This window comes from Achromobacter sp. (genome assembly GCF_057314935.1).
The window spans coordinates 29,287-53,449 of sequence record NZ_DBHKZA010000042.1; the positions used below are offsets into that span (position 1 = coordinate 29,287).

Sequence of the window (24,163 nt, forward strand, 5' to 3'; positions counted from 1 at the left end):
CCACGCATGACGATCGGCGTCGCGGCATCCGGCCCGCAAGCGGGCGCGGCGGTGCGGGCGGCGGCGTTGGCCGCCGAACTGATGGGCCACGGCGCGATCGGCGGCTTCGCCGTGTTCGCCGTCATGGACGACGACGGCCGCGTACGGCACAGGTGGTGCCAGCGCGGCGGCGTCACCGCCTTGGACCTGCCGCCGGACTGGCTGCTGGCGCGCCGCGCGGCCTTGATCGAAAGCGGCCCGGACCGCCCCGAACCGCTGGTGCAGTTCCTGCCCGGCGTCGATGGCGTGGGACTGGTGACCGGGCACCGGCTGCCCAACCGGCCGGGCGAAGGCGGCATCGCGCTGAACCAGGCCGTGCTCGGCCGCATGGCCGCGGGCGCCACGCCGGCCGACGCCGTGGACCACGTGCTGCGGACGCACCCCGAAATCGATGCCGGCCTGATCGCGGTGTCGGCCGCGGGTGAACTTGCCTGGGGCAATACGCGGCGCGTCGCCCGCCGGCCCGATCTGGGGCTCGCCCATCGCGACAACGGCCAATGCCGCGTCGCCGTGCTGCATAACGCCATCCACCCGTCCCCGCCGCTGGCCGACGCGATGGCGGATCTGGCCTGGTATGCCTTGACCGGTGAAGCCATGCCCTATCGCGCCTTGACCCTCCACGCACCCGTCACCGTCACCTCCGCGGCCCGCGACCGCGTGCTGGTGAGTGCGCAAGGGCGCATCCTGATCATCGAACAGGCCGACCCGTCGCTGCCGCAGTCGCCGCGCCGCGCCAATGCCGTCTACCTGGGCAGCGAAGTCTGGCAAGATGGCAGGCATATCGGCCACACCGTCAGCGAACTCACCGCCGACATGGCCGACGGCCGGGTGTACGGCGTGCCGGACCCCGCCCGCTCCCTCATCATCATGAAGGAATAGGCCTATGTCGCGACGCGAGAATACCGAAAGGCAGATCCTGCAAGCGCTGGAAGCCCAGATCCTGGAAACCGGAATGGGCGGCGTCGGCATCAACGCGATCGCCAAGCGCGCCGGCGTCAGCAAGGAACTCATCTACCGCTACTTCGACGGCATGCCCGGCTTGATGCTGGCCTGGATGCAGGAACAGGATTTCTGGACCCGCAACCCCGGGCTGCTGGCCGCGGGCGAATCCAGCCAGCGCACGCCCGGCGAGCTTGTGCTGTCCATGCTGCGCGCCCAGATCGACGCGCTGGCCGGCAATGAGACGCTGCGCGAAGTGCGCCGTTGGGAACTCATCGAACGCAACGAAGTGTCCGCCCCCCTCGCCGAACGGCGCGAACGGGCCGCGCGCGGTTTCATCGACCGCATCGACGGCCTGGCGCCGGAGGCCGACATGCCGGCGATGGTCAGCGTGATGCTGGCGGGCGTGCTCTACCTGATGCTGCGCGCCAAGACCGAATCCCACTTTCTGGGCGTCCCATTGCGCACGCCGGAAGGCTGGGACCGCATCGGCGGCGCACTGGAGCATCTGGTGGCCCATGGTTTTCCTGACGACCTGAATACCGAATCCCTTGCCAACCTGGAGGCGCGCCGCGGCACCGCGCAGGCCGCCGACCCAGAAACCTGAGCCTTTGCCCTCATGCCCGAGCATCCCGACCAGCAGGAATACGACCTCATCATCACCGGCGGCCAAGTCGCCGACGGCCTGGGTGGCCCCGCCCGCCGCGCCGACGTCGCGATCCGCGGCGAACGCATTGCCGCCATGGGCGATGGCGCGGCGTGGCGAGCGCGCCGCCGCATCGACGCGACGGGCAAGGTGGTGTCGCCGGGCTTCATCGACTGCCATACCCACGACGACCGGGCGCTGCTGGGCACGCCGCTGATGCGGCCCAAGGTCAGCCAGGGCATCACTACCGTCGTCACCGGCAACTGCGGCATCAGCCTGGCGCCCGTGCGCACGCCGGGCGACGTGGTGCCGCCCCCGTTGAACCTGCTGGCCAAGCACACGGGCGAGCTCTACGCCCGCATGCAGGATTACGCCGACGCGCTCGCGGCCGCGCCCGCCGCCGTCAACAGCCTGGCGCTGGTGGGCCACTCCAGCCTGCGCGTGTCCGCCATGGACCGGCTGGACCGCCCCGCCGACAAGAAAGAAATCGCCGCCATGCGGCAGGCGCTGGACCAGGCCATGGCCGCCGGCGCGGCGGGACTGTCCACGGGCCTTTACTACCCGACCGCCATGCACGCCAGCACCGAAGAAGTGATCGGCGTGGCCGAGCCGCTGGCCGCCTGGCGCGGCCTGTACACCACGCACTTGCGCGACGAAGCCGACCACGTTTGCGACGCGATGGAAGAGGCCTTCCTGATCGGCCGCGCGGCCGACGTGCCGGCCATCCTGTCGCACCACAAGGTCACCGGCAAGCACAACCACGGCCGCACGGCCGAAACGCTGGCGCTCTACGACCGCATGCGCGCCGAGCAGCCGCTGGGCATGGACGTCTATCCCTATTCGGCGTCCTCCACCATCCTGGAGCCGCGCCGCGTGGCCGCTGGCGAAAAGATCATCGTCACCTGGTCGCAGACGCGCCCCGAAATCCAGGGCGTAGACCTGCGCGAACTGGCTGCGCGCGAAGGCCGCGACCCTACCCGCCTGGCCGAAGAACTGTCGCCGGGCGGCGCGATCTATTTCTCGATGGACGAAGCCGACGTGAAGCGCGTCATCAGCCATGGCAGCGTCATGATCGGATCCGACGGATTGCCGCACGACCAGCGCCCCCATCCGCGCCTGTGGGGCGCGTTTTCGCGTGTGTTGGCGCGCTACGTGCGCGAGATGAGGGTGCTGGGCATGGAAGAGGCCGTCCGCCGCATGACGAGCCTGACGGCCGCGCAGTTCGGCCTGAAGGACCGCGGCGTGCTGCGCCCCGGCTGTTACGCCGACGTGGTGGTCTTCGACCCGGCAACGGTGGCCGACCTGGCCAGTTTCGCCGAGCCGACGCTGCCATCCACGGGCATCCAGGCGGTGCTGGTCAACGGCCAGCTGGTCGAGGAAGACGGCGCCGCGACTGGCGCCCGCCCCGGCCGCTTGCTGCGCGGCGACGACCGCGCGGCCCCCGGCTTCGAAACCCCTGCCTGGGCGGCCTGATTCCCCCGCCGCCGCACGCCCGGCTGGCCGGGCGCCCACCCTGAACGCCGCGCCCGCGCGCGGCGCCTCCCTGGAGCATCATGCACATTGTTGTCATCGGCGCGGGGGTGGTCGGCATGACCACCGCCTACTTCCTGCACCGCGCGGGCCATCGCGTCACGGTCGTCGACGCGGGCTCGGGCCCCGGGCAAGCCACCAGCATGGCCAACGGCGCGCAGCTGAGCTACAGCTTCGTCGCCCCGCTGGCCGACCCTGCCGTCCTGCCCAAGCTGCCCTCATGGCTGCTGGCGCAGGACGCGCCGCTGCGTTTCCGGCCGCGCCTGGATCCCGACCAATGGCGCTGGAGCCTCGCCTTCCTGCGCGCCTGCACGCGCGCCAAAAGCCGCTCCACCACGCGCGAACTGCTGTCCCTGGGCATGTACAGCCGCCTGTGCGTGCATGAGCTTGTACGCCAGGAGAATCCCGATTTCGATTTCTCGTCGTCGGGCAAACTGCTGGTCTATCAAGACGCCGGCGCGTACACGCACGCGCTGGCGCAACGCGACTACCTGGCGGCCCTGGGCAGCGAGCAGCGCGTCATGGACGCGCGCGCCTGCCTGGACATGGAACCCGCGCTGGCCGGCATCGGCGCCAGCATCCAGGGCGCGCTCTACACCCCGACCGAAGACGCGGGCGACTGCCAACGGCTATGCACGGAGCTTGAGCGCATCTTGCTCGCGGCGGCGGACCCCGTGCGCTTCCATTTCAATACCCGCGTGACGGCGTTGCGGTCCGAGCGCGGGCGCGTCGTGGGCGTCTCCACCGCCGCGGGCGAGCTGCAGGCCGACCACTATGTGCTGGCCAGCGGCATGGGCGCGCCGCCGCTGGCGCGGCAACTGGGGCTGAACCTGCGGATTTATCCGCTCAAGGGGTACAGCCTGACGTATGCGTTGACGCCGGACAGCGTCGCCCCCAACGCCAGCATCAGCGATATCCGGCGCAAGGTGGTGTATGCGAGGCTGGGCCGGCGGCTGCGGGTGGCGGGCATGGTCGACATCGGCACGGGCGGCAACGCCGTGGATCCGCGCCGCGTGCAAAGCCTGGAACGCGACGTGGCGCAGTTCTTCCCGGACCTGAACCCGGCAGGCCCGCCCGAGGCCTGGGCTGGCCTGCGCCCCGCGCGCCCCGACGGCAAGCCGCTGATCGGCGCCACGCCCTACCGCAACCTATGGCTGAACACCGGCCACGGCGGCCTGGGCTTCACGCTGGCCGCCGGCAGCGCGCGGATGCTGACCGACTTGATGCAGGGCCGCAGCCCTGCCGTGGACGCCGCCGCCTTCGCCCTGGCGTGATGCGCGGGCGGGCGCCCGCGCCGCGCTCAGTCCGCCTTGATGCCGCGGCTCTTGATCAGCGTGCCCCACTTGTCGCGTTCCTTCACTTCGAACGCGGCCAGATCGGCGCCGAAAAGATTGCCGGGCGTGGCGCCACCTTGCGCCAGCGACTGCTGCAGCTCGGGCGATTTCAAGGCCTGCCTCATCGCGGCGATCAGCTTGTCGACGACCGGGGCGGGCGTGCCCCGCGGCGCATACAGGCCGGACCAGGCCGTGACCTCGAAACCGGGCAGGCCGGCTTCGGCCATCGTGGGCAGGTCGGGCGCGGCAGGGCTGCGTTCGGCCGACGTCACCGCGATGCCGCGCAAGCGGCCGCCGGGCTTCAATGCCGCCATGGAACTGGGCAGGTTGTCCATCAGGATGTCGACCTGTCCGCCGATCACGGCGGGTATCGCGGCCGACGATCCCTTGAACGGCACATGCAGCATCTGCAGTCCGGCCAGCGATTCGAAATAGGCGCCCGTCAGGTGCACGGACGAGCCGATGCCCGGCGACGCGTAGGAGTACTTGCCGGGGTCTTTTTTCACCGCCTTCATCACGTCGTCCAGGTTGTGCCAGGGCGATCCCGCCGCCACCGCCATGACGTTGGGCGTCGACGCGATCATGCCCAGCGGCACCAGGTCGGTGGCAGGGTTGAATCCGATGTTGCCGTACAGGAACTGGTTGACGGTCTGCGTGCCGACGGAGCCCAGCACGATAGTGTAGCCGTCGGGCTGCGCGCGCGCCGCGGCGGCCACGCCCAGGTTGCCCGCCGCGCCCGGCTTGTTCTCGACCACGATGGACTCGCCGAGCGCCGGCCGCATGTGCTGGGCGATGGTGCGCGCGAAGAGGTCGGTGGTGCCGCCGGGCGGGAACGGCACGATCAGGGTGATCGGCCGCGCCGGCCACTCTTGCGCGGACGCCGCCGCGCTCAACGCCAGCGTGGCGGCCGCCGCCACGCCTGTCCAGCGTCCTGCCCTGGCGGCCGTCCGCCAATGAGTTGACCAGCCCATCCTCTTTCCCCTTCGCGTAACGCGTGTTCGATTGATCAAACGGAATTCGGTGTCGGTACTGCGCGACGAACGTGACCGCATGGTCACTTTCGTCGCATTAAGAACCGGCGCCGAAAACTTGTCAACGAAAGTGCAGGAGATTAGGCGTTATCCCTAGGAACCGTCCCAGCCGCCGCCCAGGGCTACGATCAGGTTCACGCTGGCCACCAGGCGCGTGCCCAGCAGGCTCAGCGCGTTGCGCTCGCTGTTGAGCGCCGTGGCGTCCACGACCGCCACGCTCAGGTAGTCCACCAGGCCGGCCTTGTACTGGTTCTGGATCAGGCGCAACGATTCCCGCGCGGACTCCAGTGCGCGGCGCTGGACGACCTGTTCGTTTTCCATCACGCGCAACTGGATGAGGTAGTCCTCGACTTCGCGCAGGCCCACCAGCGCGGCCTGGCGGTAGGCCGCCGCCTGCGAGTCGTACGCCGCGCGGGCCTGTTCGACCTGCGCCGCGCGCGCGCCGCCGTCGAAGATCGTCAACGCCAACGCCGGCCCCAACGACCAGAAGCGCGCAGGCGCCGTCAGCAGGTCGGCGAATTGCCCATTGCGAAAGCCCCCGTCGGCGGACAAGGTCAAGGACGGGAACCAGGCGGCCTGCGCCACGCCGATCTGCGCGTTGGCGGCCGCCGCGCGGCGCTCGGCCGCGGCGATGTCAGGGCGGCGCTCCAGCAGTTCGGACGGCAAGCCCACCGGGATCTCGGGCAACTGCAGCGTGAACACGGCTGGCGCCAGTCCGAACTTGGACGGCGCCTGGCCCATCAACACCGCGATGGCGTGCTCGTATTGGCCGCGCTGCCAATCCAGGTCGATCGATTGGGCGCGCGTGCTTTCCACCTGCGTGCGCGCCACGGCCACATCGGCCTGCCCGGCCACGCCGACGTCGTAGCGGTTTTGCGTCAGCTGCAGCGACTTCTCGTAGGCGGCCACGGTGGCGTCCAGCAGGCGCTTCTGCTCGTCCAGCACGCGCAATTGCAGATAGGTCTGCACCAGCGCCGCCTGCGCGCTCAATCGCGTCGCCGCCAGGTCGGCCAGGCTGGCCGCCGCGCTGGCCTCGGACGATTCGGTGCTGCGGCGCACACGGCCCCACACGTCCAGCTCCCAGCTGATGCTGCCCGTCACCGAGTACTGGTTCGACACGTTGCTGCCCGACGACGACGATGAACCGTTCGTGCCGGTGCCGCTGCCCGCGCGCGACATGCCGGCGCCCGCGCCCACCGTCGGGTAGAAGCCGGCGCGCGCCGCGCGCACCAGGCCCAGCGCCTGACGGTAATTGGCTTCGGCCTGCGCGATCGTCTGGTTCGACGTGTTCAGGCGATCGACCAGCCCGTTCAGCGTCGCGTCGTCGTATACCCGCCACCACTGGCCACGGTCCGCGTCGTCGCGCGGCTCGGCGGGCTTCCAGCCTTCGACCTGATCCTGGCCCTGGCCCTCCTTGTAGGCGGCACCCACATCCATTTCGGGGCGCTGGTAGTCAGGGCCGACCGCGCAGGCGCCCAGCAGCGCGCACAGCGCCAACGTGACCGCGCTGCGAGGAAGGAAGGCGTTCGAAAGCGGCTTGATACGGATCATGTTTGTTCTATGGAAGCAGGAGCGCCCTTCCGGGGACCGCGCCCGCGCGCGGCCCACAGACGGAAGCGGTCCAGGTAGAGATAGACCACGGGCGTGGTGTACAGCGTGAGGATCTGGCTGAGCACCAGGCCGCCCACGATGGTAATGCCTAGCGGCTGGCGCATCTCGACGCCGGCGCCGGTAGCCACGACCAGCGGCAGCGCGCCGAAGATGGCGGCCATCGTCGTCATCATGATCGGGCGGAACCGCGTCAGGCAGGCCTGGAAGATCGCGTCGCGCGGGGCCATCCCCTGGTTGCGCTCGGCATCCAGGGCGAAGTCCACCATCATGATGGCGTTCTTCTTCACGATGCCGATCAAGAGGAACACCCCGATCAGCGCGATCAGCGTGAAGTCGTAGCGCAACAGCAGCAACGCCAGCAGCGCGCCCAGGCCGGCCGACGGCAGCGTCGACAGGATCGTCAGCGGATGCACGAAGCTTTCATACAGGATGCCCAGCACGATATACATCGTGACCAGCGCCGCCAGGATCAGCCAGGGCTGCTGCGCCAGCGTCTGCTGCAGGGCCGCCGCCGTGCCCTGGAAGCCCGCCTGGATCTGATCCGAGGGCAAGCCGATGCGGGCGACCGCCGCGTCGATGGCGGCGGTCGCCTGCCCCAGCGACACGCCGGGCGCCAGGCTGAAGGACACGGTGTCCGCCACGAACAGCCCTTGATGCTGCACGCTGAGCGGCGCGTTGGCGTTCTCCAGCCGCGCGAAGGCCAGCAGCGGCACGCGCGCGCCGGTCGAGGTGATCACTTCGACCTGCTTGAGCGACTCGATGTCTTCGGCGAATTTGGGCTCCAGGCCCAGCACCACGTGGTACTGGTTCAGCGGCCCGTACATCACCGATACCTGGCGCTGGCTGAACGAATTGTTCAGCACCGTCGAAATGGTGGACATGCTGACGCCCAGCCGCGTGGCGGCCTCGCGGTCGATCACCAGGTTGATCTGGCGGCCCTTGTCCTCGACGTCGGTGTCCACGTCCGTAATCTCGGGGATCTTCGCCATCGCCTGCTGCACCTTGGGCATCCACGTGCGCAGCAATTGCAAGTCGCCCGACATCAGCGTGTAGTCGTAGGAGCCCTGGCTTTGGCGCCCGCCGATCCGGATGTCCTGCTGCGACACCAGGAACATGCGCGCGCCCGGCATGTTCTGCAGCTTGCCGCGCAGCCGGTTGATGACCACGTCTGCCGATACGTCGCGTTCGCCCAGCGGCTTCAACTGGATCTGCATGAAGCTGCTGTTGCTGCCACCGCGTCCGCCTGCATAGCCCGTCATGCTCTGCACCGCCGGGTCCGCCAGCACGACCTTGCGCAGCGCTTCCAGCTTGGGCAGCGTCGCCTGGAACGAGGTGCCCTGGTCCACGCGGAAAAAGCCCAGCAACTGCCCCGTGTCCTGCTGCGGGAAAAAGCCCTTGGGCACCGTCGTGTACAGATAGATGTTCAAGCCCACGGCGACCGCCAGGATCAGCATCATCAGCCGGCCATGCGCCAGCGCCCAGCGCAGGCTGCGGCGGTAGCCGTCCAGCATGGACTCGAAGCCGCGTTCGGACCAGCGCGCCAGCCGCCCGGGCGGCTTTTGCTCCTTCGGTTCATGGCGCAGCAGGCGCGCGCACATCATCGGCGTGAGCGTCAGCGACACGATCAGCGACACCATGATGGCGGCCGACAAGGTCACGGCGAATTCGCGGAACAGTCGCCCGACCACGCCGCCCATCAGCAGGATGGGAATGAACACCGCCACCAGCGACAGGCTCATCGACAGCACCGTGAAGCCGACCTCGCGCGACCCGCGCAGGGCCGCCCGCATCGGCGACATGCCGTTCTCCACATGCCGCATGATGTTCTCAAGCACCACGATGGCATCGTCCACCACGAAGCCGGTGGCCACGATCAGCGCCATCAGCGAAATCGTGTTCAGCGTGAAGCCGCACAGGTACATGATGCAGAACGTGCCGATCAACGACACGGGAACGGCCACGCTGGGGATGATGGCCGCCCGCCAGCGCCTGAGGAACAGCAGCACCACCAGCACCACCAGGCCCACCGCGATGATCAGCGTCAGTTCGGCTTCGTGCAGCGACGCCCGGATGCTGGGCGTGCGGTCCTGCGCCACCGTCATGTTCACGTCGGCCGGCATCAGCGCCTGCAGCACGGGCAGTTGCGCGCGTACGGCATCCACGGTTTCGATGATGTTGGCGTCGGCCTGCCGGCGCACGATCATCAGGATCGCCTTGCGTTCATTGAAGAACCCGGTCTGGTACAGGTCTTCGACCGAATCCTCGACTTTGGCCACGTCCGACACGCGCACCGGCGCGCCGTCGTTCCACGCGACGATCAGCGGCCGGTACTGCTCGGCGCGGCTCAACTGGTCGCTGACCATGATCTGCCAGTGGTAGCGGTCGTTCTCCAGCACGCCCTTGGGCCGGTTGGCGTTGGCATTGGCCAGCGTGGCGCGCAGCTGGTCCAGCGACACGCCGCGGTTGGCCAGCGCGCCCGGCAGCACGGTGACGCGCACCGCCGGCAAGGAGCTGCCGCCCACGGTGACTTCGCCCACGCCGTCCACCTGCGCCAGCTTCTGCGCCACGATGGTCGAGGCGATGTCGTACAGCTGCCCCTGGCTGAGCGTATCGGAGGTCAGCGCCAGCGTCATGATGGGCGCGTCCGACGGGTTGGACTTGTGATACGTGGGGTTGCTGCGCAAACTGGTAGGCAACAGCGAGCGCGCCGCATTGATGGCGGCCTGCACGTCGCGCGCCGCGCCGTTGATGTCGCGCGACAGGTCGAACTGCAAGGTGACGCGGGTGGACCCTTGCGAGCTGCTGGAGGTCATTTCGGTCACGCCGGCGATGCTGCCCAGCGACCGCTCAAGCGGCGTGGCCACGCTGGAGGCCATCGTCTCGGGGCTGGCGCCCGGCAGGCTGGCCGACACCGAAATGGTCGGGATGTCGACCTGCGGCAAGGGCGCCACCGGCAACAGGAAGAACGACAGCAGGCCTGCCAGCACGACCGCCAGGCTCAGCAGCGTGGTCGCTACCGGCCGGACGATGAAGGGCGCCGACAGGATCATGACGCGTCCCCGGCCGCCGGTTCGCGCACGCCGCGCCAACGGCGCGACATGCGGTCGAACATCAGGTAGATGACCGGCGTGGTGAACAGCGTGAGCACCTGGCTCAGCAAGAGGCCGCCCACCATCACCAGGCCCAGCGGTTGGCGCAGTTCAGCGCCCGTGCCGGTCGACAGCATCAGCGGCAAGGCGCCGAACAGCGCGGCCAGCGTGGTCATCAGGATGGGGCGAAAACGCAGCAGCGCCGCCTCGTGGATGGCCGCGCGCGGCGTCAGCCCCCGCTTGCGTTCGGCGTCCAGCGCGAAGTCGATCATCATGATGGCGTTCTTCTTCACGATGCCGATCAGCAGGATGATCCCGATGATGCCTATCATGTCCAGTTCGGTGCCGCTGATCAACAGCGCCAGCAAGGCGCCCACGCCGGCGGACGGCAGGGTAGACAGAATCGTGATGGGGTGGATGTAGCTTTCGTACAGGATGCCCAGGACGATGTACATGGTGACCACCGCGGCCAGGATCAGCCACAGCGTGCTGGTCAGCGAGTTCTGGAACGCCAGCGCCGCGCCCTGGAACCGGGTCTCCACACCGGCCGGCAGGCCGATTTCGGCTTCGGCGGCGGTGATGGCCTGGACCGCGTTGGACAGCGACGCCCCCGGCGCCAGGTTGAACGACACCGTCACCATCGGGAACTGGTCCAGCCGGTTCACGGCCAGCACGGTCCGGCCTTCGGAGATGTGCGCCACCGACGACAAAGGCACCTGCGCGCCGGTCGACGTCGGCACGTGGATCTGGCCCAGCGCGGCCGGGTTCATCTGGAACTGCGGCTGCACTTCCAGCACCACGCGGTACTGGTTGGATTGCGTGAAGATGGTGGAGATCAGCCGCTGCCCGAAGGCGTCGTACAGCGCCTCGTCGATCACCGCGGCGGTGATGCCCAGCCGCGACGCCGCGTCGCGGTCGATCTCGACCCAGGTCTGCAGCCCGTCGTCCTGCAAGTCGTCGGTCACGTCCTTCAGCCCCGGCACCTGGCGCAAGCGGTCCACCAGCTTGGGCGTCCATTCGCTCAGCACCTTCAGGTCGGGGTTGGACAGCGTCATCTGGTATTGCGTGCGGCTGACGCGGTCTTCGATGGTCAGGTCCTGCACGGGCTGCATGTAGACGATCAGCCCGTCCTGCTTGCCCAGCGATTCCTGCAGGCGCGCCATCACCGTGCGCAGGTCGCCGTTGCGCTCGGCCTGGGGCTTGAGCGAAATCTGCATGCGCCCTGCGCTGAGCGTAGCGTTGCTGCCGTCCACGCCGATGAAGGACGACACCGCCTGCACGTCGGGGTCTTCCAGCACCAGCCGGGCCGCGGTCTGCTGCCGTTCGGCCATCGCGGGGAACGAAATGGATTGCGGCGCCTGCGTGATGGCCTGGATCAGGCCGGTATCCTGCTGCGGAAAGAAGCCCTTGGGCACCACCATGTACAGCACCACGGTCAGCGCGAACGTGCCCAGCGCCACCAGCAGCGTCAGCGGCTGATGGCGCAGCACCACCTGCAGCATGCGGTCGTAGCCGGCGATGACGCGGTCGATGAAGTTGCCCGTGGCCGTGTGGAAGCGGCCGTGCTTCTGCTCCGATTCGGCGCGCAACAGGCGCGCGCACATCATCGGCGTCAGGGTCAGCGACACCACCAGCGAGATCAGGATCGACACCGCCAGCGTGATCGCGAATTCCCGGAACAACCGCCCCACCACTTCCGTCATGAACAGCAGCGGGATCAGCACGGCAATCAGCGAAAACGTCAGCGAAATCAGCGTGAAGCCAATCTGAGAGGCGCCCTTCAACGCCGCCTGCAAGGGCGTTTCGCCCTCTTCGATATGGCGGGCGATATTCTCGATCATGACGATGGCGTCGTCCACCACGAAGCCGGTAGCGATCGTCAGCGCCATCAAGGTCAGGTTGTTGATGGAGAAACCCGCCAGGTACATGATGCCGAAGGTGCCCACCAGGGACAGCGGCACCACGACGCTGGGAATCAGCGTGGCCGTCAGGCTGCGCAGGAAGACGAAGGTCACCATGACCACCAGCCCCACGGCCAGCAGCATTTCGAACTTCACGTCCTCCACCGAGTCGCGGATGGTCTGCGTGCGGTCCGACACCACGGTGACGTCCAGCGTGGCGGGCAAGGCCGCGCGCAGTTGCGGCAACAGCGCCTGGATCCGGTTGACCACGTCGATCACGTTGGCGCCCGGCTGGCGCTGGATGTTCAGCAGGATGGCGGGCTTGTCGCCGGCCCAGGCGGCCTGGCGCGTGTCTTCGGCGCCTTCGACCGCGCGCGCCACGTCCGACAGGCGCAGCGGCGCGTTGTTCTTGTAGGCGATGATCAGGTCGTTGTAGTCGGTGGGCGACTTCAGCTGGTCATTGGCGTTGATCGTGGTGGACCGCAACGGCCCGTCCAGGTTGCCCTTGGGCTGGTTGACGTTGGCGCCCACGATCGCGGTGCGCAGGTCGGACAGCGCCAGGCCGTTGGCCGCGAGCGCCTGCGGGTTGACCTGCACCCGCACCGCCGGCCGCTGGCCGCCCGCCACGCTGACCAGGCCCACCCCCGGAATCTGCGACAGCTTCTGCGCCACCCGCGTGTCCACCAGGTCGCGCACCTGCGGCAAGGGCATGGTGGGCGACGTGATGGCCAGCGTCAGCACGGCCGCGTCCGCCGGGTTCACCTTGTTGTAGGTCGGCGGCACCGGCAAATCGCTGGGCAGCAGGTTCGACGCGGCATTGATCGCCGCCTGCACCTGCTGCTCGGCCACGTCCAGCGGCAGCGTCAGGTTGAACTGCATCGTGATGACCGAGGCGCCGCCTGAACTCGTGGACGACATCTGGTTCAAGCCTGGCATCTGCCCGAACTGCCGTTCCAGGGGAGAGGTGACCAGCGAGGTCATGACGTCCGGACTGGCCCCGGGGTACAGCGTCACCACCTGGATCGTCGGGTAGTCCACCTCGGGCAGCGCCGACACCGGCAGCATCCGGTAGGCGATGAAACCGGCGATCAGGATCGCCACCATCGCCAGCGTGGTGGCGACGGGGCGGAGGATGAACAGGCGCGACGGGCTCACGATGGCCTCGGCTTACTTGGACGCGGGCGTGGTGCCGGCAGGCGCCCCTGCCCCAAGCGTCTTGTCGCGGGTGGCCGGAATCACTTCCGCGCCGCCCACCACTTCCACCTTGGCGCCGGCGCGCAGGCGGTCAGTGCCTTCCGTGACGACGCGGTCGCCCGGCTGCAGGCCTTCGTTCACGGCCACCATGCCGTTGTTGATGGCGCCCAGCTTCACCTGACGCACCAGGACGGTGTTGTCCGGCTGCACCAGGAACACGAAGGCGCCCGCCGACCCCTGCTGGATCGCGGCGGTGGGAATGGCGGTGACGTCCTTGCGCGTCAGCACATGCAGGCGCACGTTGACGAACTGGTTGGGAAAGAGCGCGTCGTCCGCATTGTCGAACTTGGCCTTGAGCTTCAGCGTGCCGGTGGTGACGTCGATCTGGTTATCCAGGGTCTCCAGCACGCCGGTGGCGATGCGGCGGGTGTCGGCGCGGTCATACGCGTCGACCGTCAGCGTCTTGCCGGCCGCGATTTCGCCGCGCACTTCGGGCAGCTGGGTTTCGGGCAACGTGAACACCACCGAAATCGGCTGGGTCTGGGTAATCACGACCAGCCCGTTCGCGTCCGAGCTGGACACCAGGTTGCCGCGGTCGACCTGGCGCAACCCCAGCCGGCCGCTGATGGGCGCGGTGATGCGGGCGTAATCCAGTTGCAGCTTGGCGTTGTCCACATTGGCCTGATCGCTCTTGACCGTGCCTTCGTACTGGCGCACCAGCGCGGCCTGGGTGTCCACCTGCTGCTTGGCGATGGAATCCTGCTTGAACAAGGCCTGATAACGCTGCAGGTCGCGCCGCGCGTTCTCCAGCTGGGCCAGGTTCTGCATCTGGGTGCCGCGCGCCTGGTCCAGGGCCACCTGGAAGGCCCGGGGGTCCACTTGGGCCAGCAGGTCGCCCGCCTTCACGCGCTGGCCTTCCTGGAAAGCCACGTCCACCAGTTCGCCGCTGACGCGGCTGCGCACGGTGACCGTGTTGTAGGCCGTGACGGTGCCCAGGGACTTCAGGTAAATGTCGATGTCCTGCGTCGCGGCGGTGGCGATGCGCACCGGCACGGCCAGGTTCGCCATGGCGGCCATCGGGGGCCGTCCCCCGCCAGCACGGCCGCCAGGCCCGCCGGCCGCGCCCTGTTTGGCCGACGGCCGCAGCGCAAGCCAGGCAATGACGGCCACGGCAAGCAACAACACCACCAATCCAATGATGCGGCGGCGGGTCCAGCGGGAAGGCGGGGAAACAGGACGACTATCGGACATGGAAACGGTTCCGGCACTGACGGAGAAAGCCGTATTGTCTACTAGTCGGTCGCCTTTTCTACCATTGCGGTCGCGAGTTGAAACTGGCCGCAACAAGAATCGGTCTCAAGAACGCCCGCTTCGATGCCCGCCCGCTAACCCACCTATGAGCTGCAGAGCGTCATCTGGAACGCAACGTCGCGCGCCACCTGCTGGGGCTTGAATTCGCCGTCTTGCGTGGAAAACCGTATCCAGATCATGTACTTATTGGCGCTGATCTCGGGAAACACGCCCTGGGTCGGATCCACCCAGACGCGCAGCAGCTGGAATTGCTTGCCGCCCAGCATCTGCTGGTAGGCGCCCTGCTCGGCCACGATATCGGTCTTGCGGCCGGACTCGCGCAGCAGGCGCAGCGCCAGCGTCAGGCCATCGTACAAAGGAAGAAAGGGCGATACCCAGGCCTGCAAGTCCGCGCAACGGGCGGCTTCGGTCTTGTTCTGCCAGGCGAAATAGGAAGGCATGTCCACTTGCGTGGCGCTGCCCGGCACGGACAAGCGGCCACGCAGGCTGGTCAACCATTCGTTTTCGCGCAGCGACTGCCCGGTCTTGCCAGGGGCGGCCAGCGCGCTAGCCACTTTTTCCAGTTCGCGCAGCATGGCCTCCAGCGCGTCTTGCGCCACGCCAGGGTGATCGCGCAAGCCCACCAGCGCCATGCGCTGCCGCTCCAGGTCTTGCAGCACCGCGCCTTTCACGTCGGTACGTTCGCACGCGTCGAGCAGATCGAAAAGAGACGTGACGGCAACCTGATGCTGGCGTGAGTCCCCCTCGCGAGCAAAGAAGAACAACCTGTCGAACAGGTATTCCAATCGCAGATAAGCGCGGATGCGCTCATTGAAGGGATATTCGTAAACAATCACGCTTTTTGACAGGCCCATCAGTGGTCGGCCGGGAGGCCGAGGGATTCAGGGGTGCCGGCCAAGCTTGTCGCTTACCGGCCCGTTGTGGTCGCCAGCGTCAGCCAGCGGTCATGCAGGGTCTTCGCCTGCGCGCGCAATTGCTCCGGCGATGTCGCGCCGTCGTTCACGATGACGTCGTCCGCAACCTCCAACCGGCTTGCCCGCGCAGCCTGTGCCGCCATAATACGCCTGATGGCGGGCTCCGTCAGCCCGCTGCGCGACTGCACGCGCGCCACCTGCGTTTCCGGGTCGCAGTCCACCACGCAGATACGATCCACGCGCGTGCGCCAACGCGCCAGGGACTCCACCAGAAGGGGCACCACAAAGACCAGGTACAGCCCGGTCGCGGCCGCCGCCTGGCGTTCGGTCTCTTCGGTAATGGCAGGGTGCAGCACGCCTTCGAGCCGCTGCCGCGCTTGCGGATCCGAGAACGCGCGTTCGCGCATCCATTGGCGGTTCAACGCGCCCTCGAGTGTCAGCGCCTGCGGGCCGAATTCGCGTTCGATGGCGGGCATGGCCGCGCCGTTTGCCGCCGTCAGCGCGTGCGCGATCTGATCGGTGTCGACCAGCGTCGCGCCCCATTCGCCCAGCATGTCCGCCACCCGGGACTTGCCCGAACCGATGCCGCCCGTCAGACCGATCTTGAACATGATGCCCATCCTTTCTTGCCTAGCGCATGAACTGCCATAAACCCTGCTCTCCACCCAGCAGCAGCATCACGATGCCGGCCAGGGCCAGGTAGGGGCCGAAGGGCAGCGGCTGCCCGCGGCCGGCGCGGCCCGACAGCGTCAGCAGGCCGCCGATCAGCACGCCCACCAATGAGGCCGCCAGCAGCACCATGGGCAGGGATTCGATGCCGAACCACGCGCCCAGTGCGGCCAGCAGCTTGAAGTCGCCATACCCCATGCCCTCGCGCCCGGTCAGCAGGCGGAACACATGGAAGATAACCCACAGGAAAACATAGCCAGCGACCGCCCCCACCACCGCCAGCGGCAAGGTCGTGAACGCGTCGAACAGATTGACCAGCAGGCCCGCCCACACCAGCGGCTGGGTCAGCGCGTCGGGCAGCAGGGTGGACTCGAAGTCGATCCACGCCAGCGCCACCAGCATCGCCGACAGGCCCATCGCGAACAATGCGACAGGCGTCGCGCCGTAGCGCCACGCGCAGGCGGCGAACAGCGCACAGGTCAGGAGTTCGATCGCAGGGTAGCGCCAGCTGATCGGGGTGCCGCAGGCGGCGCAGCGGCCGCGCAGCAACAACCAGCTCAGCACCGGCAGCCGGCGCCAGCCGGTCACCGGCGCATGGCACGCGGGGCACTGCGAGGCCGGGCGCAACAGGCCGTCGGGGCTGGCCGGCCGCGCTTTGCCGACCGCATCCAGGCACTGCGCCTGCCATTCTCGTTCCATCATGCGCGGCAGCCGATAGGTCAGCAGGGTCAACCAGTTGCCGATGAACAACCCCGCCAGCGCAGCCAGTCCGATGAAGGCGCCCAACGGGATGTCGAAGACGTGATGAACGCTGCTCATGCGCCAGCCCGATGCGCGCGACGGTCCGGGTCCATCGCAGCACAGATGGCGGAAAAGCAGACAGCCCAACTGCGGCCGTGTCGTAATTTGTGCATAAAGTGCTGGCAACGCCCAAGAGTGGCTAAGGGAACGTATCGAATCTTCGCATAAGTGCGTAAAATCGGAGACAGACTCAATTCACGGATAAGCTGCCATGACCGCCCGCGTCGACATCGTTACCCGATCCCGCAAACTCAGCGTCATGGGGCTGCTGCTGGCCGGTACAGCACTCGGCGCTGCCGGGTGCGCCCAGCAGAAAACCGAAGGCTATTACGACCCTCCGGCTGAAAGCACCGTGACCGACGCCCAGTACCAGGGCTCGGGCGCGGGCTACCGCAGCGTCATCCGTGCCCCGTCGCAGGTGCAGATTGCCCTGAAACCCGACGCCCGCAAGCCGCAAAACCAGGCCTCGCAAGCCACGCCGGCCGGCCAGACGACCGAAGACGGCCAAGCCGTGCCGGAAGGCGCCGACACTGCCGCTTCGGCGTCGACCCCCGCGCCGGCGCCCACCGCCCCGAACGCCGCTGCGCACAGCCTGGTGCCGCAGCCCCAAACGTATATGGGCACGCTGCCGTGTTTCTCGCCCGCCATGCAATGCACGGCGCAGCGTGTCACGCTGACCCTGGCGCCCAATGGCCGCTGGCGCGGCCGCACGGCGTATCTGGAAAACGACCCCCAAAAGGGTCCGGCCGTAACGGAGCAAGGCTGCTGGGACGCCACCGATGAACGCCCGCCGCGCGTCATCCTGATGGACGGCAAGGGCAATGCCCGCGCGGAATTCGTGGTGGCCGCCAACAACGTGCTGCGCGTGCGTTCGATCGCCGGCCAGACGCCCAACCTGAACTACAACCTGACCCGCCAGCCGGACCTGGATCCGATTGACGAGCTGGCCAAGGCCCAAGCGCCCCAATGCCCCTGATGGCGCCGAGGGTCCAGGACCAGCCTGACGGCCAGCCCTGACCCCTCTGTCCAATGAATGCCCCGCCGGGCCTGGCGAACATCCTGTTCGCCAGGCCCGGTTTGCCATTGGCAGGACGGCATGGGCGAAGCCGCATCGGCAGGGCGTCATGGGCGGACGGCATGCGGGCTCGCAGCCCTGACACGCATCACGAATCAAGCGGCGTGCCATCCGGCGGGCTCGGCCCGTAGGCCGGCGGCGCCGGGGCGTGCAGCACGTGGCGCGGCGCCGATGCAGAGCCGGCGCGGGGTGGCGGTTCGTGGGGACCGGCGGCGTCCTCAAGCATGGGCGAGGCGCCTGAGCGGCCGTGGGCGCATAGCCGACAGGCCAGTTGCATGGCGTTGCGGGCATCGAGCTTGGCCAAGATGCGGGCCCGATGGGCCTCGACCGTACGCAGCGAAATGCCCAGATCGATGGCGATGACCTTGTTGGGCTGGCCGGCCGCCACATAGCCGACGATCTGCCGCTCGCGGGGTGTCAATGCGGAAAGCACCGCTTCAAGATCGGGACGGGGAGCTTGCATGGGCGACTCTTTTTGCAATGTAGGATTACATCAAGTCTGCCCGGCCGCCCCAGGCGGCGGAAGCTGGCAAATCTGTCAGGGATCGGGGCGGCGCGGAGCCCGCGCGCCCCGGCCTGCGGGACAGGATCAGGCCGTGTAGGCCAGTTCCAGGTTGTCGATCAGGCGGGTCGCGCCCAGTTTGGCGGCGGCCAGCACCACGACGGGCACGCCAGCCTGCAGGTCGGCGGCCTCGGGGCGCTTCAAGTCCTGCTGGCGGCGCAGGGCCACGTAGTCCACCTTCCAACCGCGCTGCGTCAGGCGGTCGGCGGCCTCGCGTTCCAGGGCCAGCGCGTCGCGCTCGCCCTGCGCCAGCCGCTGTCCGATGTGCTGCAGTTCGGCATACAGCGCCGGCGCCTCGGCGCGTTCGCCCTCGGTCAGGTAACGGTTGCGCGAGGACAGCGCCAGGCCGTCGTCGGCGCGCACCGTCTCGTGCGCCAACACCTCCACCGGCAGCTGGAACTGGCGGCACATGTTGCGCACCACCATCAGCTGCTGATAGTCCTTCTTGCCGAACACCGCCACGCGCGGCTGCACGCAAGAGAACAGCTTGAGCACCACCGTGCTGACGCCTTCGAAGAAGCCCGGGCGGAACTCGCCTTCCAGGATGTCGCCCAGGTCGTCCGGCGGCTGCACGCGGTAGCTCTGCGGTTCGGGGTACATCTCGCGCTCGTTCGGCGCGAACAGCACATAGACGTCGCGCGCCTGCTCCAGCTTTTCGATGTCCGCCGCCAGCGTGCGCGGATACTGGTCGAAATCCTCATTGGGGCCGAATTGCAGGCGGTTCACGAAGATGCTCGCCACCACGGGGTCGCCGTGCTGGCGCGCCAGCTTCATCAGGGACAGGTGGCCTTCGTGCAGGTTGCCCATGGTGGGCACGAACGACACGCGATTCTGGCCGCGCAGGTGATCGCGCAATTCCTGGATGGTGTGTACGACTTTCAAGGGGACTCTCCGGGGTTGGGGGCAGCCCGGTCAGGATCAGGCCGCGACCGCCGCCACGCTGGTGTAGGCCAGGCGCACGTAAATGGGGGCATAGGGCTCCGCCTGCGTGATCTCCAGCAGGGATTCGCGGGCCAGCTCCAGCATGGCGATGAAATGCACGACGACAACCGCCGCAGGCGCGCCTTCGCGGACGCGTTCCATGAACAGGTCGCCGAATTCCATGAAGCGCACGTCATTCAGGCGCCGCAGGATGTGCGTCATGTGATCGCGCACGGACAGCTGTTCGCGCGTGATGTGGTGATGCTGATTCAGCTTGGCGCGCTTCATGATGTCGGCCCAGGCCTGGCGCAGGTCGTCCACGCTGACCTCGGGCATCATGCGTTCGACGCTGAGGTCGGCCACGGCCTGGCTGCTGACGAAGTCGCGGCCCAGTTGCGGCAGCTTGTCCAGCTTCTGGGCGGCCAGCTTCATCTGTTCGTATTCGAGCAGGCGGCGGACCAGTTCGGCGCGCGGATCTTCGGGCTCTTCGCCGGTGTCGGTCTTCCTGACCGGCAGCAGCATGCGCGACTTGATCTCGATCAGCATGGCCGCCATCAGCAGGTACTCGGCGGCCAGTTCCAGGTTGGTGATGCGGATCTGGTCCACATACGACAGGTACTGCCGCGTGACATCCGCCATCGGGATGTCCAGCACATTGAAGTTCTGCTTGCGGATCAGGTACAGCAGCAGGTCCAGCGGCCCTTCAAACGCCTCCAGGAACACTTCCAGCGCGTCCGGCGGAATGTACAGATCCGTCGGCATCTGGAACAGCGGCTCGCCGTACAGGCGCGCGAACGCAACGCTATCGACGGTATCGGGCGTGCTGTCCACGGTAGGCGCCACTAGCTTGGCCAGTGCCTCGCCCGGGACTGAAGGGTTTTGGGACATGTCTGCCGCAACGGGATCAGTCTGCCGAATAGACGTACGGGCGCTGCGGCACGCGGGCCGCGCGGAAGCCTTCCAGCAGCTCCGAGTCCTGCGGTTTGTCCCAAAGACGGGCGCGGCCTTCGCGCTGGCGTTCTTCGGTGCCAGGGTGCGACTGCTTGAAGTCTTTCAGGAAAAGGGTGATCTCGGATTCGTAGTTGGTCGCCATGACACCAATTTCAGTGGGTTTCGGATCCCCGGAGTTTACTTCACGCCGGGCGAACCCCCGGCGTTACAATCGTCAGGCACCCAACGCCCCCTCCCGCCATGTCAGCAGAATCCGCAGCAGCCGCCAACCCCGCTCCGCCCTCGAACCCGGACGCGCTGCGCGCGGCGCGCATGATCCCCTTCATTGTGGGCTGTGCGCTGTTCATGCAGATGCTGGACGCGACCGTCGTGGCCACCGCCCTGCCGGCCATGGCCCGGGCCCTGGGATCCACGCCCGTCCGGCTGAATGTGGCCATTACGTCCTACCTGCTGTCCGTGGCCGTCTTCGTGCCCGTCAGCGGCTGGGCGGCCGACCGATACGGCGCACGCCGGGTGTTTGTGGCCGCCATCGGCCTGTTCACGCTCAGTTCCGTCGCCTGCGCCGTCTCGCAGGACCTGCCCCAGCTGGTCGTGGCCCGGATCATCCAGGGGATGGCCGGGGCGATGATGGTGCCGGTGGGCCGGATCATCCTGCTGCGCACCGTGCCCAAGCAGGATCTGCTGAAAGCCATGTCGTTCCTGTCCATTCCGGCGCTGCTGGGCCCGGTGATCGGGCCGCCGCTGGGCGGCTTCATGGTCACCTACATGTCGTGGCACTGGATTTTCCTGATCAACATCCCGATCGGCGTCCTGGGGATTGCGCTGGTGCTGCGCTACGTGGCCGAGATCAAGGAAGAGACCGCCCCGCGCCTGGACTGGCTGGGCTTCCTGCTTAGCGCCGTGTGCCTGGCCACGCTGGTCAGCGGCTTCGAAGCCATCGGCCGCGACGTCATGCCGCTGCCGATGTTGCTGGGCATGATCGCCGTGGGCGCGGCCTGCGGCTTCCTGTACGCCTGGCACGCCCGGCGCGTCGAACACCCCATCATCGACCTGTCGCTGATGCGGATCCCCACGTTCGCCATTTCCACCCTGGGCGGCAACCTGTGCCGCTTCGCCGTGGGCGCGACGCCCTTCCTGCTGGCCATGCTGCTGCAGGTGGGGTTCGGCCTGTCGCCGTTTTCGGCCGGCCTGATCACGTTCGCCAGCGCCGCCGGCGCGCTGCTGATGAAGTTCGTGGCCACGCCCATCGTCCGGCACTTCGGCTTTCGCCGCGTGCTGACCGTGAACGCGCTGCTGACCGGCGTCTTCATCATGGTCTGCGCCACCTTCACCCCGGCCACGCCGGTCTGGCTGATGATCGCCATCCTGCTGGTCGGCGGCTTCTTCCGGTCATTGCAGTTCACCGGGGTAAATACGCTAACCTATGCCGATATCCCCCCGGCCAAGATGAGCCGCGCCAGCAGCTTCGCGGCGATGGCGCAGCAGCTGGGCATCAGCCTGGGCGTGGGGGTGGCCGCAGTCACGCTGAACGTCAGCATGGCCCTGCGCGGCGCCGAGACGCTTGCAGTCAGCGATGTCGTCGCCGGCTTCATCGTCATCGGCCTGATGTGCATGGCCTCGACCTTCTCCTTTAGACGCCTCGAGCCGCAAGCCGGGGCACACCTGAACGGCGCCAAACAAAGTGACGACGAATGAATTTGTCCTAGCCCTGGACCAGGGCACGACCAGCTCCCGGGCCATCGTATTCGACCGCGACGGCGTGGTGCGCGGCGTCGGCCAGCGTGAATTCCGCCAGCACTACCCGCGTCCGGGCTGGGTCGAGCACGACGCCGGCGAGATCTGGCACACCCAGCTTGACGTGGCGCGCGAAGCGCTGCGCAACGCCGCCGCCACCGCGGCTGACGTGGCCGCCATCGGCATCACCAACCAGCGCGAAACCACGCTGATCTGGGAACGCGCCACGGGCCGGCCGCTTGCCCGCGCGATCGTCTGGCAAGACCGCCGCACCGCGCCGATGTGCGATCAGCTGCGCCGCGACGGCCACGCCGATTTCCTGCAATCGCGGACCGGCCTGGTGCTGGACGCGTACTTTTCGGGCACGAAGCTGGCCTGGCTGCTGGACCACGTGCCGGGCGCGCGCCAGATGGCCGAACGCGGCGAACTGGCGTTCGGCACCGTGGACACCTGGCTGATCTGGCAACTGACCGGCGGCGCCGTGCACAGCACGGACCCCAGCAACGCCTCGCGCACGATGCTGTTCGACCTGCACACACAGGACTGGAACGACGAGATCCTGGCGCTCTTGAAGATCCCCCGCGGCGTGCTGCCGCAGATCGCGCCCAGCAGCGCGGTCGTGGGCAACGCGCTGCCGGAATGGCTGGGCGGCTCCATCCCGATCGCAGGCGTGGCCGGCGACCAGCAAGCCGCCACCTTCGGCCAGGCCTGCTTCAAACCAGGCATGGCGAAAAACACGTACGGCACCGGTTGCTTCATGTTGATGAACGTGGGCGACAAGCCCGTGCAATCGAAGAACCATCTGCTGTCGACGGTCGGCTGGGGCCTGCCCCAGTCCGGCCAAGACAGCTGGACCCCCACGTACATGCTGGAAGGCGGCGTGTTCGTGGCCGGCGCGGCAGTGCAATGGTTGCGCGACGGTCTGGGCATCATCCAGCGCTCGGAAGAAGTCGAATCCCTGGCCGCCAGCGTGTCGGACACGGACGACGTCTTCATGGTGCCAGCCTTCGCCGGCCTGGGCGCCCCGCACTGGGACCCCTACGCCCGCGGCACGCTGATCGGCCTGACCCGCGGCACCACCCGCGCCCACATCGCCCGCGCCACGCTGGAATCGATCGCGCTGCAAAGCGCGGAACTGCTGACCTGCATGAACGGCGACAGCGGCATCGCATTGACCGAACTGCGCGTGGACGGCGGCGCCGCCCGCAACGACCTGCTGATGCAGATGCAGGCCGATCTGCTGGGCGTGCCGGTGGTGCGCCCAAGAGTGCCGGAGTCGACGGCGCTGGGCGCAGCAGGATTGGCCGGACTGGCGGTGGGATTCTGGTCGGGGTTGGACGAGTTCGCATCGAAGTGGCAGGCGGAACGGACGTTCGAACCGGGATGGCCGGCGTCGGTGCGGGAAGCTCGGATGGCACGGTGGAGGCAGGCGGTGGAATTGTCCAAAGGGTGGGCGGCCGGGGCTGCGAAGTAGTTTTTTGGTGTCGGTGTAAGTGAGGGCTTCGTAGGTGGGGGGGGGATTCCTTGGCGCGTTGGGGTGGCTTCGTGGGGCGCCCATCGTCGGGGTTGGGCTGATGGCGCGCGCCCACGATTGCGGTCCGGAGCCTTCGCTCCGGACTGCCCTCTCGTCATCTTCGTCCAGGCCTGCGGCCTTCCCTTCAGATTCCCTCGGGCGCATCAAGGTTGCGCGCCATCAGCCCAACCCCGCCGACGGGCTGCGCCGTCTTGGCTTGATGCGCCGCTAGATCCCAACTTACTGACGAGATTTACGTGGCCCGCCTCAAGCGGCCGCGCAGGCGGCCGCATTCGGCATACGCGTTTCCGGGCGTCGGGGCGGTGGTCGCTTGCGCGCTTCTGATGATTGGTTTGCTAGGGGTCCCCGCCATCAGGTGGGGGAGGTGGAGCGACGGG

At 67.9% G+C, this 24,163-nt stretch carries 19 protein-coding genes; 7 read left to right on the plus strand and 12 right to left on the minus strand.

All coding sequences use genetic code 11. The annotated features are described in order from the left end of the window. The first annotated feature begins 6 nt into the window (after positions 1-6). From ACO6D5_RS16865 to ACO6D5_RS16880, 4 genes are all read left to right on the plus strand, one after another. Entirely contained in the window at positions 7-918 is a 912-nt protein-coding gene (locus ACO6D5_RS16865) for a DUF6963 family protein (protein ID WP_485825995.1), read from the plus strand. 4 nt (positions 919-922) lie between these two features. After that, entirely contained in the window at positions 923-1,585 is a 663-nt protein-coding gene (locus ACO6D5_RS16870; protein ID WP_315845644.1) for a TetR family transcriptional regulator, read from the plus strand. Positions 1,586-1,597: 12 nt separating this feature from the next. Further along, the gene (locus tag ACO6D5_RS16875; protein WP_485825996.1) at positions 1,598-3,097 is read left to right on the plus strand and encodes an N-acyl-D-amino-acid deacylase family protein; all 1,500 of its coding nucleotides are present in this window, start codon (positions 1,598-1,600) and stop codon (positions 3,095-3,097) included. Between the two features lie 80 nt (positions 3,098-3,177). Further along, a complete protein-coding gene (locus ACO6D5_RS16880; RefSeq protein ID WP_485825997.1) occupies positions 3,178-4,428 on the plus strand; it encodes a D-amino acid dehydrogenase in 1,251 nt (416 codons plus the stop codon). A gap of 26 nt (positions 4,429-4,454) precedes the next feature. On the opposite strand, the gene ACO6D5_RS16885 is transcribed toward ACO6D5_RS16880, so the two are convergent. From ACO6D5_RS16885 to ACO6D5_RS16920, 8 genes are all read right to left on the minus strand, one after another. Beyond that, entirely contained in the window at positions 4,455-5,459 is a 1,005-nt protein-coding gene (locus ACO6D5_RS16885) for a Bug family tripartite tricarboxylate transporter substrate binding protein (protein WP_485825998.1), read from the minus strand. A 153-nt stretch (positions 5,460-5,612) separates the two neighbouring features. Continuing rightward, positions 5,613-7,070, minus strand: a complete 1,458-nt coding sequence (locus tag ACO6D5_RS16890; RefSeq protein WP_315845640.1) for an efflux transporter outer membrane subunit — start codon at positions 7,068-7,070, stop codon at positions 5,613-5,615. Beyond that, entirely contained in the window at positions 7,067-10,180 is a 3,114-nt protein-coding gene (locus ACO6D5_RS16895) for a multidrug efflux RND transporter permease subunit (protein WP_485825999.1), read from the minus strand. The genes ACO6D5_RS16890 and ACO6D5_RS16895 overlap by 4 nt, the downstream gene beginning before the upstream one ends. Continuing rightward, complete coding sequence (locus tag ACO6D5_RS16900; RefSeq protein WP_485826000.1) at positions 10,177-13,275, minus strand: MdtB/MuxB family multidrug efflux RND transporter permease subunit; 3,099 nt, start codon at positions 13,273-13,275, stop codon at positions 10,177-10,179. The genes ACO6D5_RS16895 and ACO6D5_RS16900 overlap by 4 nt, the downstream gene beginning before the upstream one ends. A 12-nt stretch (positions 13,276-13,287) precedes the next feature. Further along, positions 13,288-14,565, minus strand: coding sequence for an MdtA/MuxA family multidrug efflux RND transporter periplasmic adaptor subunit (locus tag ACO6D5_RS16905; protein WP_315845637.1), 1,278 nt, complete (start codon positions 14,563-14,565; stop codon positions 13,288-13,290). A 143-nt stretch (positions 14,566-14,708) separates the two neighbouring features. Then, a complete protein-coding gene (gene zapD / locus ACO6D5_RS16910) occupies positions 14,709-15,461 on the minus strand; it encodes a cell division protein ZapD (RefSeq protein WP_315845636.1) in 753 nt (250 codons plus the stop codon). Between the two features lie 71 nt (positions 15,462-15,532). After that, positions 15,533-16,159, minus strand: a complete 627-nt coding sequence (gene coaE, locus ACO6D5_RS16915) for a dephospho-CoA kinase (RefSeq protein ID WP_485826001.1) — start codon at positions 16,157-16,159, stop codon at positions 15,533-15,535. Between the two features lie 10 nt (positions 16,160-16,169). Then, positions 16,170-17,027: a prepilin peptidase gene (locus tag ACO6D5_RS16920; protein ID WP_315845634.1), complete on the minus strand. Its 858-nt coding sequence runs from the start codon at positions 17,025-17,027 to the stop codon at positions 16,170-16,172. Positions 17,028-17,220: 193 nt separating this feature from the next. Here ACO6D5_RS16920 and ACO6D5_RS16925 point away from each other — a divergent pair, with 193 nt between their 5' ends. Beyond that, positions 17,221-17,985: a copper resistance protein NlpE N-terminal domain-containing protein gene (locus tag ACO6D5_RS16925; protein WP_315845633.1), complete on the plus strand. Its 765-nt coding sequence runs from the start codon at positions 17,221-17,223 to the stop codon at positions 17,983-17,985. A gap of 187 nt (positions 17,986-18,172) precedes the next feature. On the opposite strand, the gene ACO6D5_RS16930 is transcribed toward ACO6D5_RS16925, so the two are convergent. The 4 genes from ACO6D5_RS16930 to ACO6D5_RS16945 all read right to left on the minus strand — a co-directional run bounded on the left by ACO6D5_RS16930 (position 18,173) and on the right by ACO6D5_RS16945 (position 20,660). Next, on the minus strand, positions 18,173-18,547 hold the full coding sequence (locus ACO6D5_RS16930; protein WP_485826002.1) for a response regulator transcription factor: 375 nt from the start codon (positions 18,545-18,547) through the stop codon (positions 18,173-18,175). Positions 18,548-18,673: 126 nt separating this feature from the next. Beyond that, positions 18,674-19,528: a pantoate--beta-alanine ligase gene (gene panC, locus ACO6D5_RS16935; protein WP_315845631.1), complete on the minus strand. Its 855-nt coding sequence runs from the start codon at positions 19,526-19,528 to the stop codon at positions 18,674-18,676. A 36-nt stretch (positions 19,529-19,564) separates the two neighbouring features. Then, entirely contained in the window at positions 19,565-20,455 is an 891-nt protein-coding gene (locus ACO6D5_RS16940) for a segregation/condensation protein A (protein WP_315845630.1), read from the minus strand. A 16-nt stretch (positions 20,456-20,471) separates the two neighbouring features. Beyond that, positions 20,472-20,660, minus strand: a complete 189-nt coding sequence (locus tag ACO6D5_RS16945) for a DUF3460 family protein (protein ID WP_006228003.1) — start codon at positions 20,658-20,660, stop codon at positions 20,472-20,474. A 98-nt stretch (positions 20,661-20,758) separates the two neighbouring features. On the opposite strand from ACO6D5_RS16945, the gene ACO6D5_RS16950 reads away from it, so the two are divergent. Beyond that, positions 20,759-22,213, plus strand: coding sequence for a DHA2 family efflux MFS transporter permease subunit (locus ACO6D5_RS16950; protein ID WP_315845629.1), 1,455 nt, complete (start codon positions 20,759-20,761; stop codon positions 22,211-22,213). Beyond that, positions 22,200-23,726 (plus strand): glycerol kinase GlpK, encoded by a 1,527-nt coding sequence (gene glpK, locus ACO6D5_RS16955; protein ID WP_485826003.1) that lies wholly within the window; start codon positions 22,200-22,202, stop codon positions 23,724-23,726. The genes ACO6D5_RS16950 and glpK overlap by 14 nt, the downstream gene beginning before the upstream one ends. The last annotated feature ends 437 nt before the right edge of the window (positions 23,727-24,163 follow it).

Excerpts from the sequence above, each read along its gene's own strand:
- ACO6D5_RS16945 (WP_006228003.1), bottom strand. The coding sequence starts at position 20,660 with ATGGCGACCAACTACGAATCCGAGATCACCCTTTTCCTGAAAGACTTC.
- ACO6D5_RS16950 (WP_315845629.1), top strand. The coding sequence starts at position 20,759 with ATGTCAGCAGAATCCGCAGCAGCCGCCAACCCCGCTCCGCCCTCGAAC.
- ACO6D5_RS16885 (WP_485825998.1), bottom strand. The coding sequence starts at position 5,459 with ATGGGCTGGTCAACTCATTGGCGGACGGCCGCCAGGGCAGGACGCTGG.
- coaE (WP_485826001.1), bottom strand. The coding sequence starts at position 16,159 with ATGGGCATCATGTTCAAGATCGGTCTGACGGGCGGCATCGGTTCGGGC.
- ACO6D5_RS16870 (WP_315845644.1), top strand. The coding sequence starts at position 923 with ATGTCGCGACGCGAGAATACCGAAAGGCAGATCCTGCAAGCGCTGGAA.
- ACO6D5_RS16880 (WP_485825997.1), top strand. The coding sequence starts at position 3,178 with ATGCACATTGTTGTCATCGGCGCGGGGGTGGTCGGCATGACCACCGCC.
- ACO6D5_RS16865 (WP_485825995.1), top strand. The coding sequence starts at position 7 with ATGACGATCGGCGTCGCGGCATCCGGCCCGCAAGCGGGCGCGGCGGTG.
- ACO6D5_RS16940 (WP_315845630.1), bottom strand. The coding sequence starts at position 20,455 with ATGTCCCAAAACCCTTCAGTCCCGGGCGAGGCACTGGCCAAGCTAGTG.
- ACO6D5_RS16920 (WP_315845634.1), bottom strand. The coding sequence starts at position 17,027 with ATGAGCAGCGTTCATCACGTCTTCGACATCCCGTTGGGCGCCTTCATC.
- ACO6D5_RS16925 (WP_315845633.1), top strand. The coding sequence starts at position 17,221 with ATGACCGCCCGCGTCGACATCGTTACCCGATCCCGCAAACTCAGCGTC.
- ACO6D5_RS16875 (WP_485825996.1), top strand. The coding sequence starts at position 1,598 with ATGCCCGAGCATCCCGACCAGCAGGAATACGACCTCATCATCACCGGC.
- ACO6D5_RS16895 (WP_485825999.1), bottom strand. The coding sequence starts at position 10,180 with ATGATCCTGTCGGCGCCCTTCATCGTCCGGCCGGTAGCGACCACGCTG.
- ACO6D5_RS16930 (WP_485826002.1), bottom strand. The coding sequence starts at position 18,547 with ATGCAAGCTCCCCGTCCCGATCTTGAAGCGGTGCTTTCCGCATTGACA.
- ACO6D5_RS16905 (WP_315845637.1), bottom strand. The coding sequence starts at position 14,565 with ATGTCCGATAGTCGTCCTGTTTCCCCGCCTTCCCGCTGGACCCGCCGC.
- ACO6D5_RS16890 (WP_315845640.1), bottom strand. The coding sequence starts at position 7,070 with ATGATCCGTATCAAGCCGCTTTCGAACGCCTTCCTTCCTCGCAGCGCG.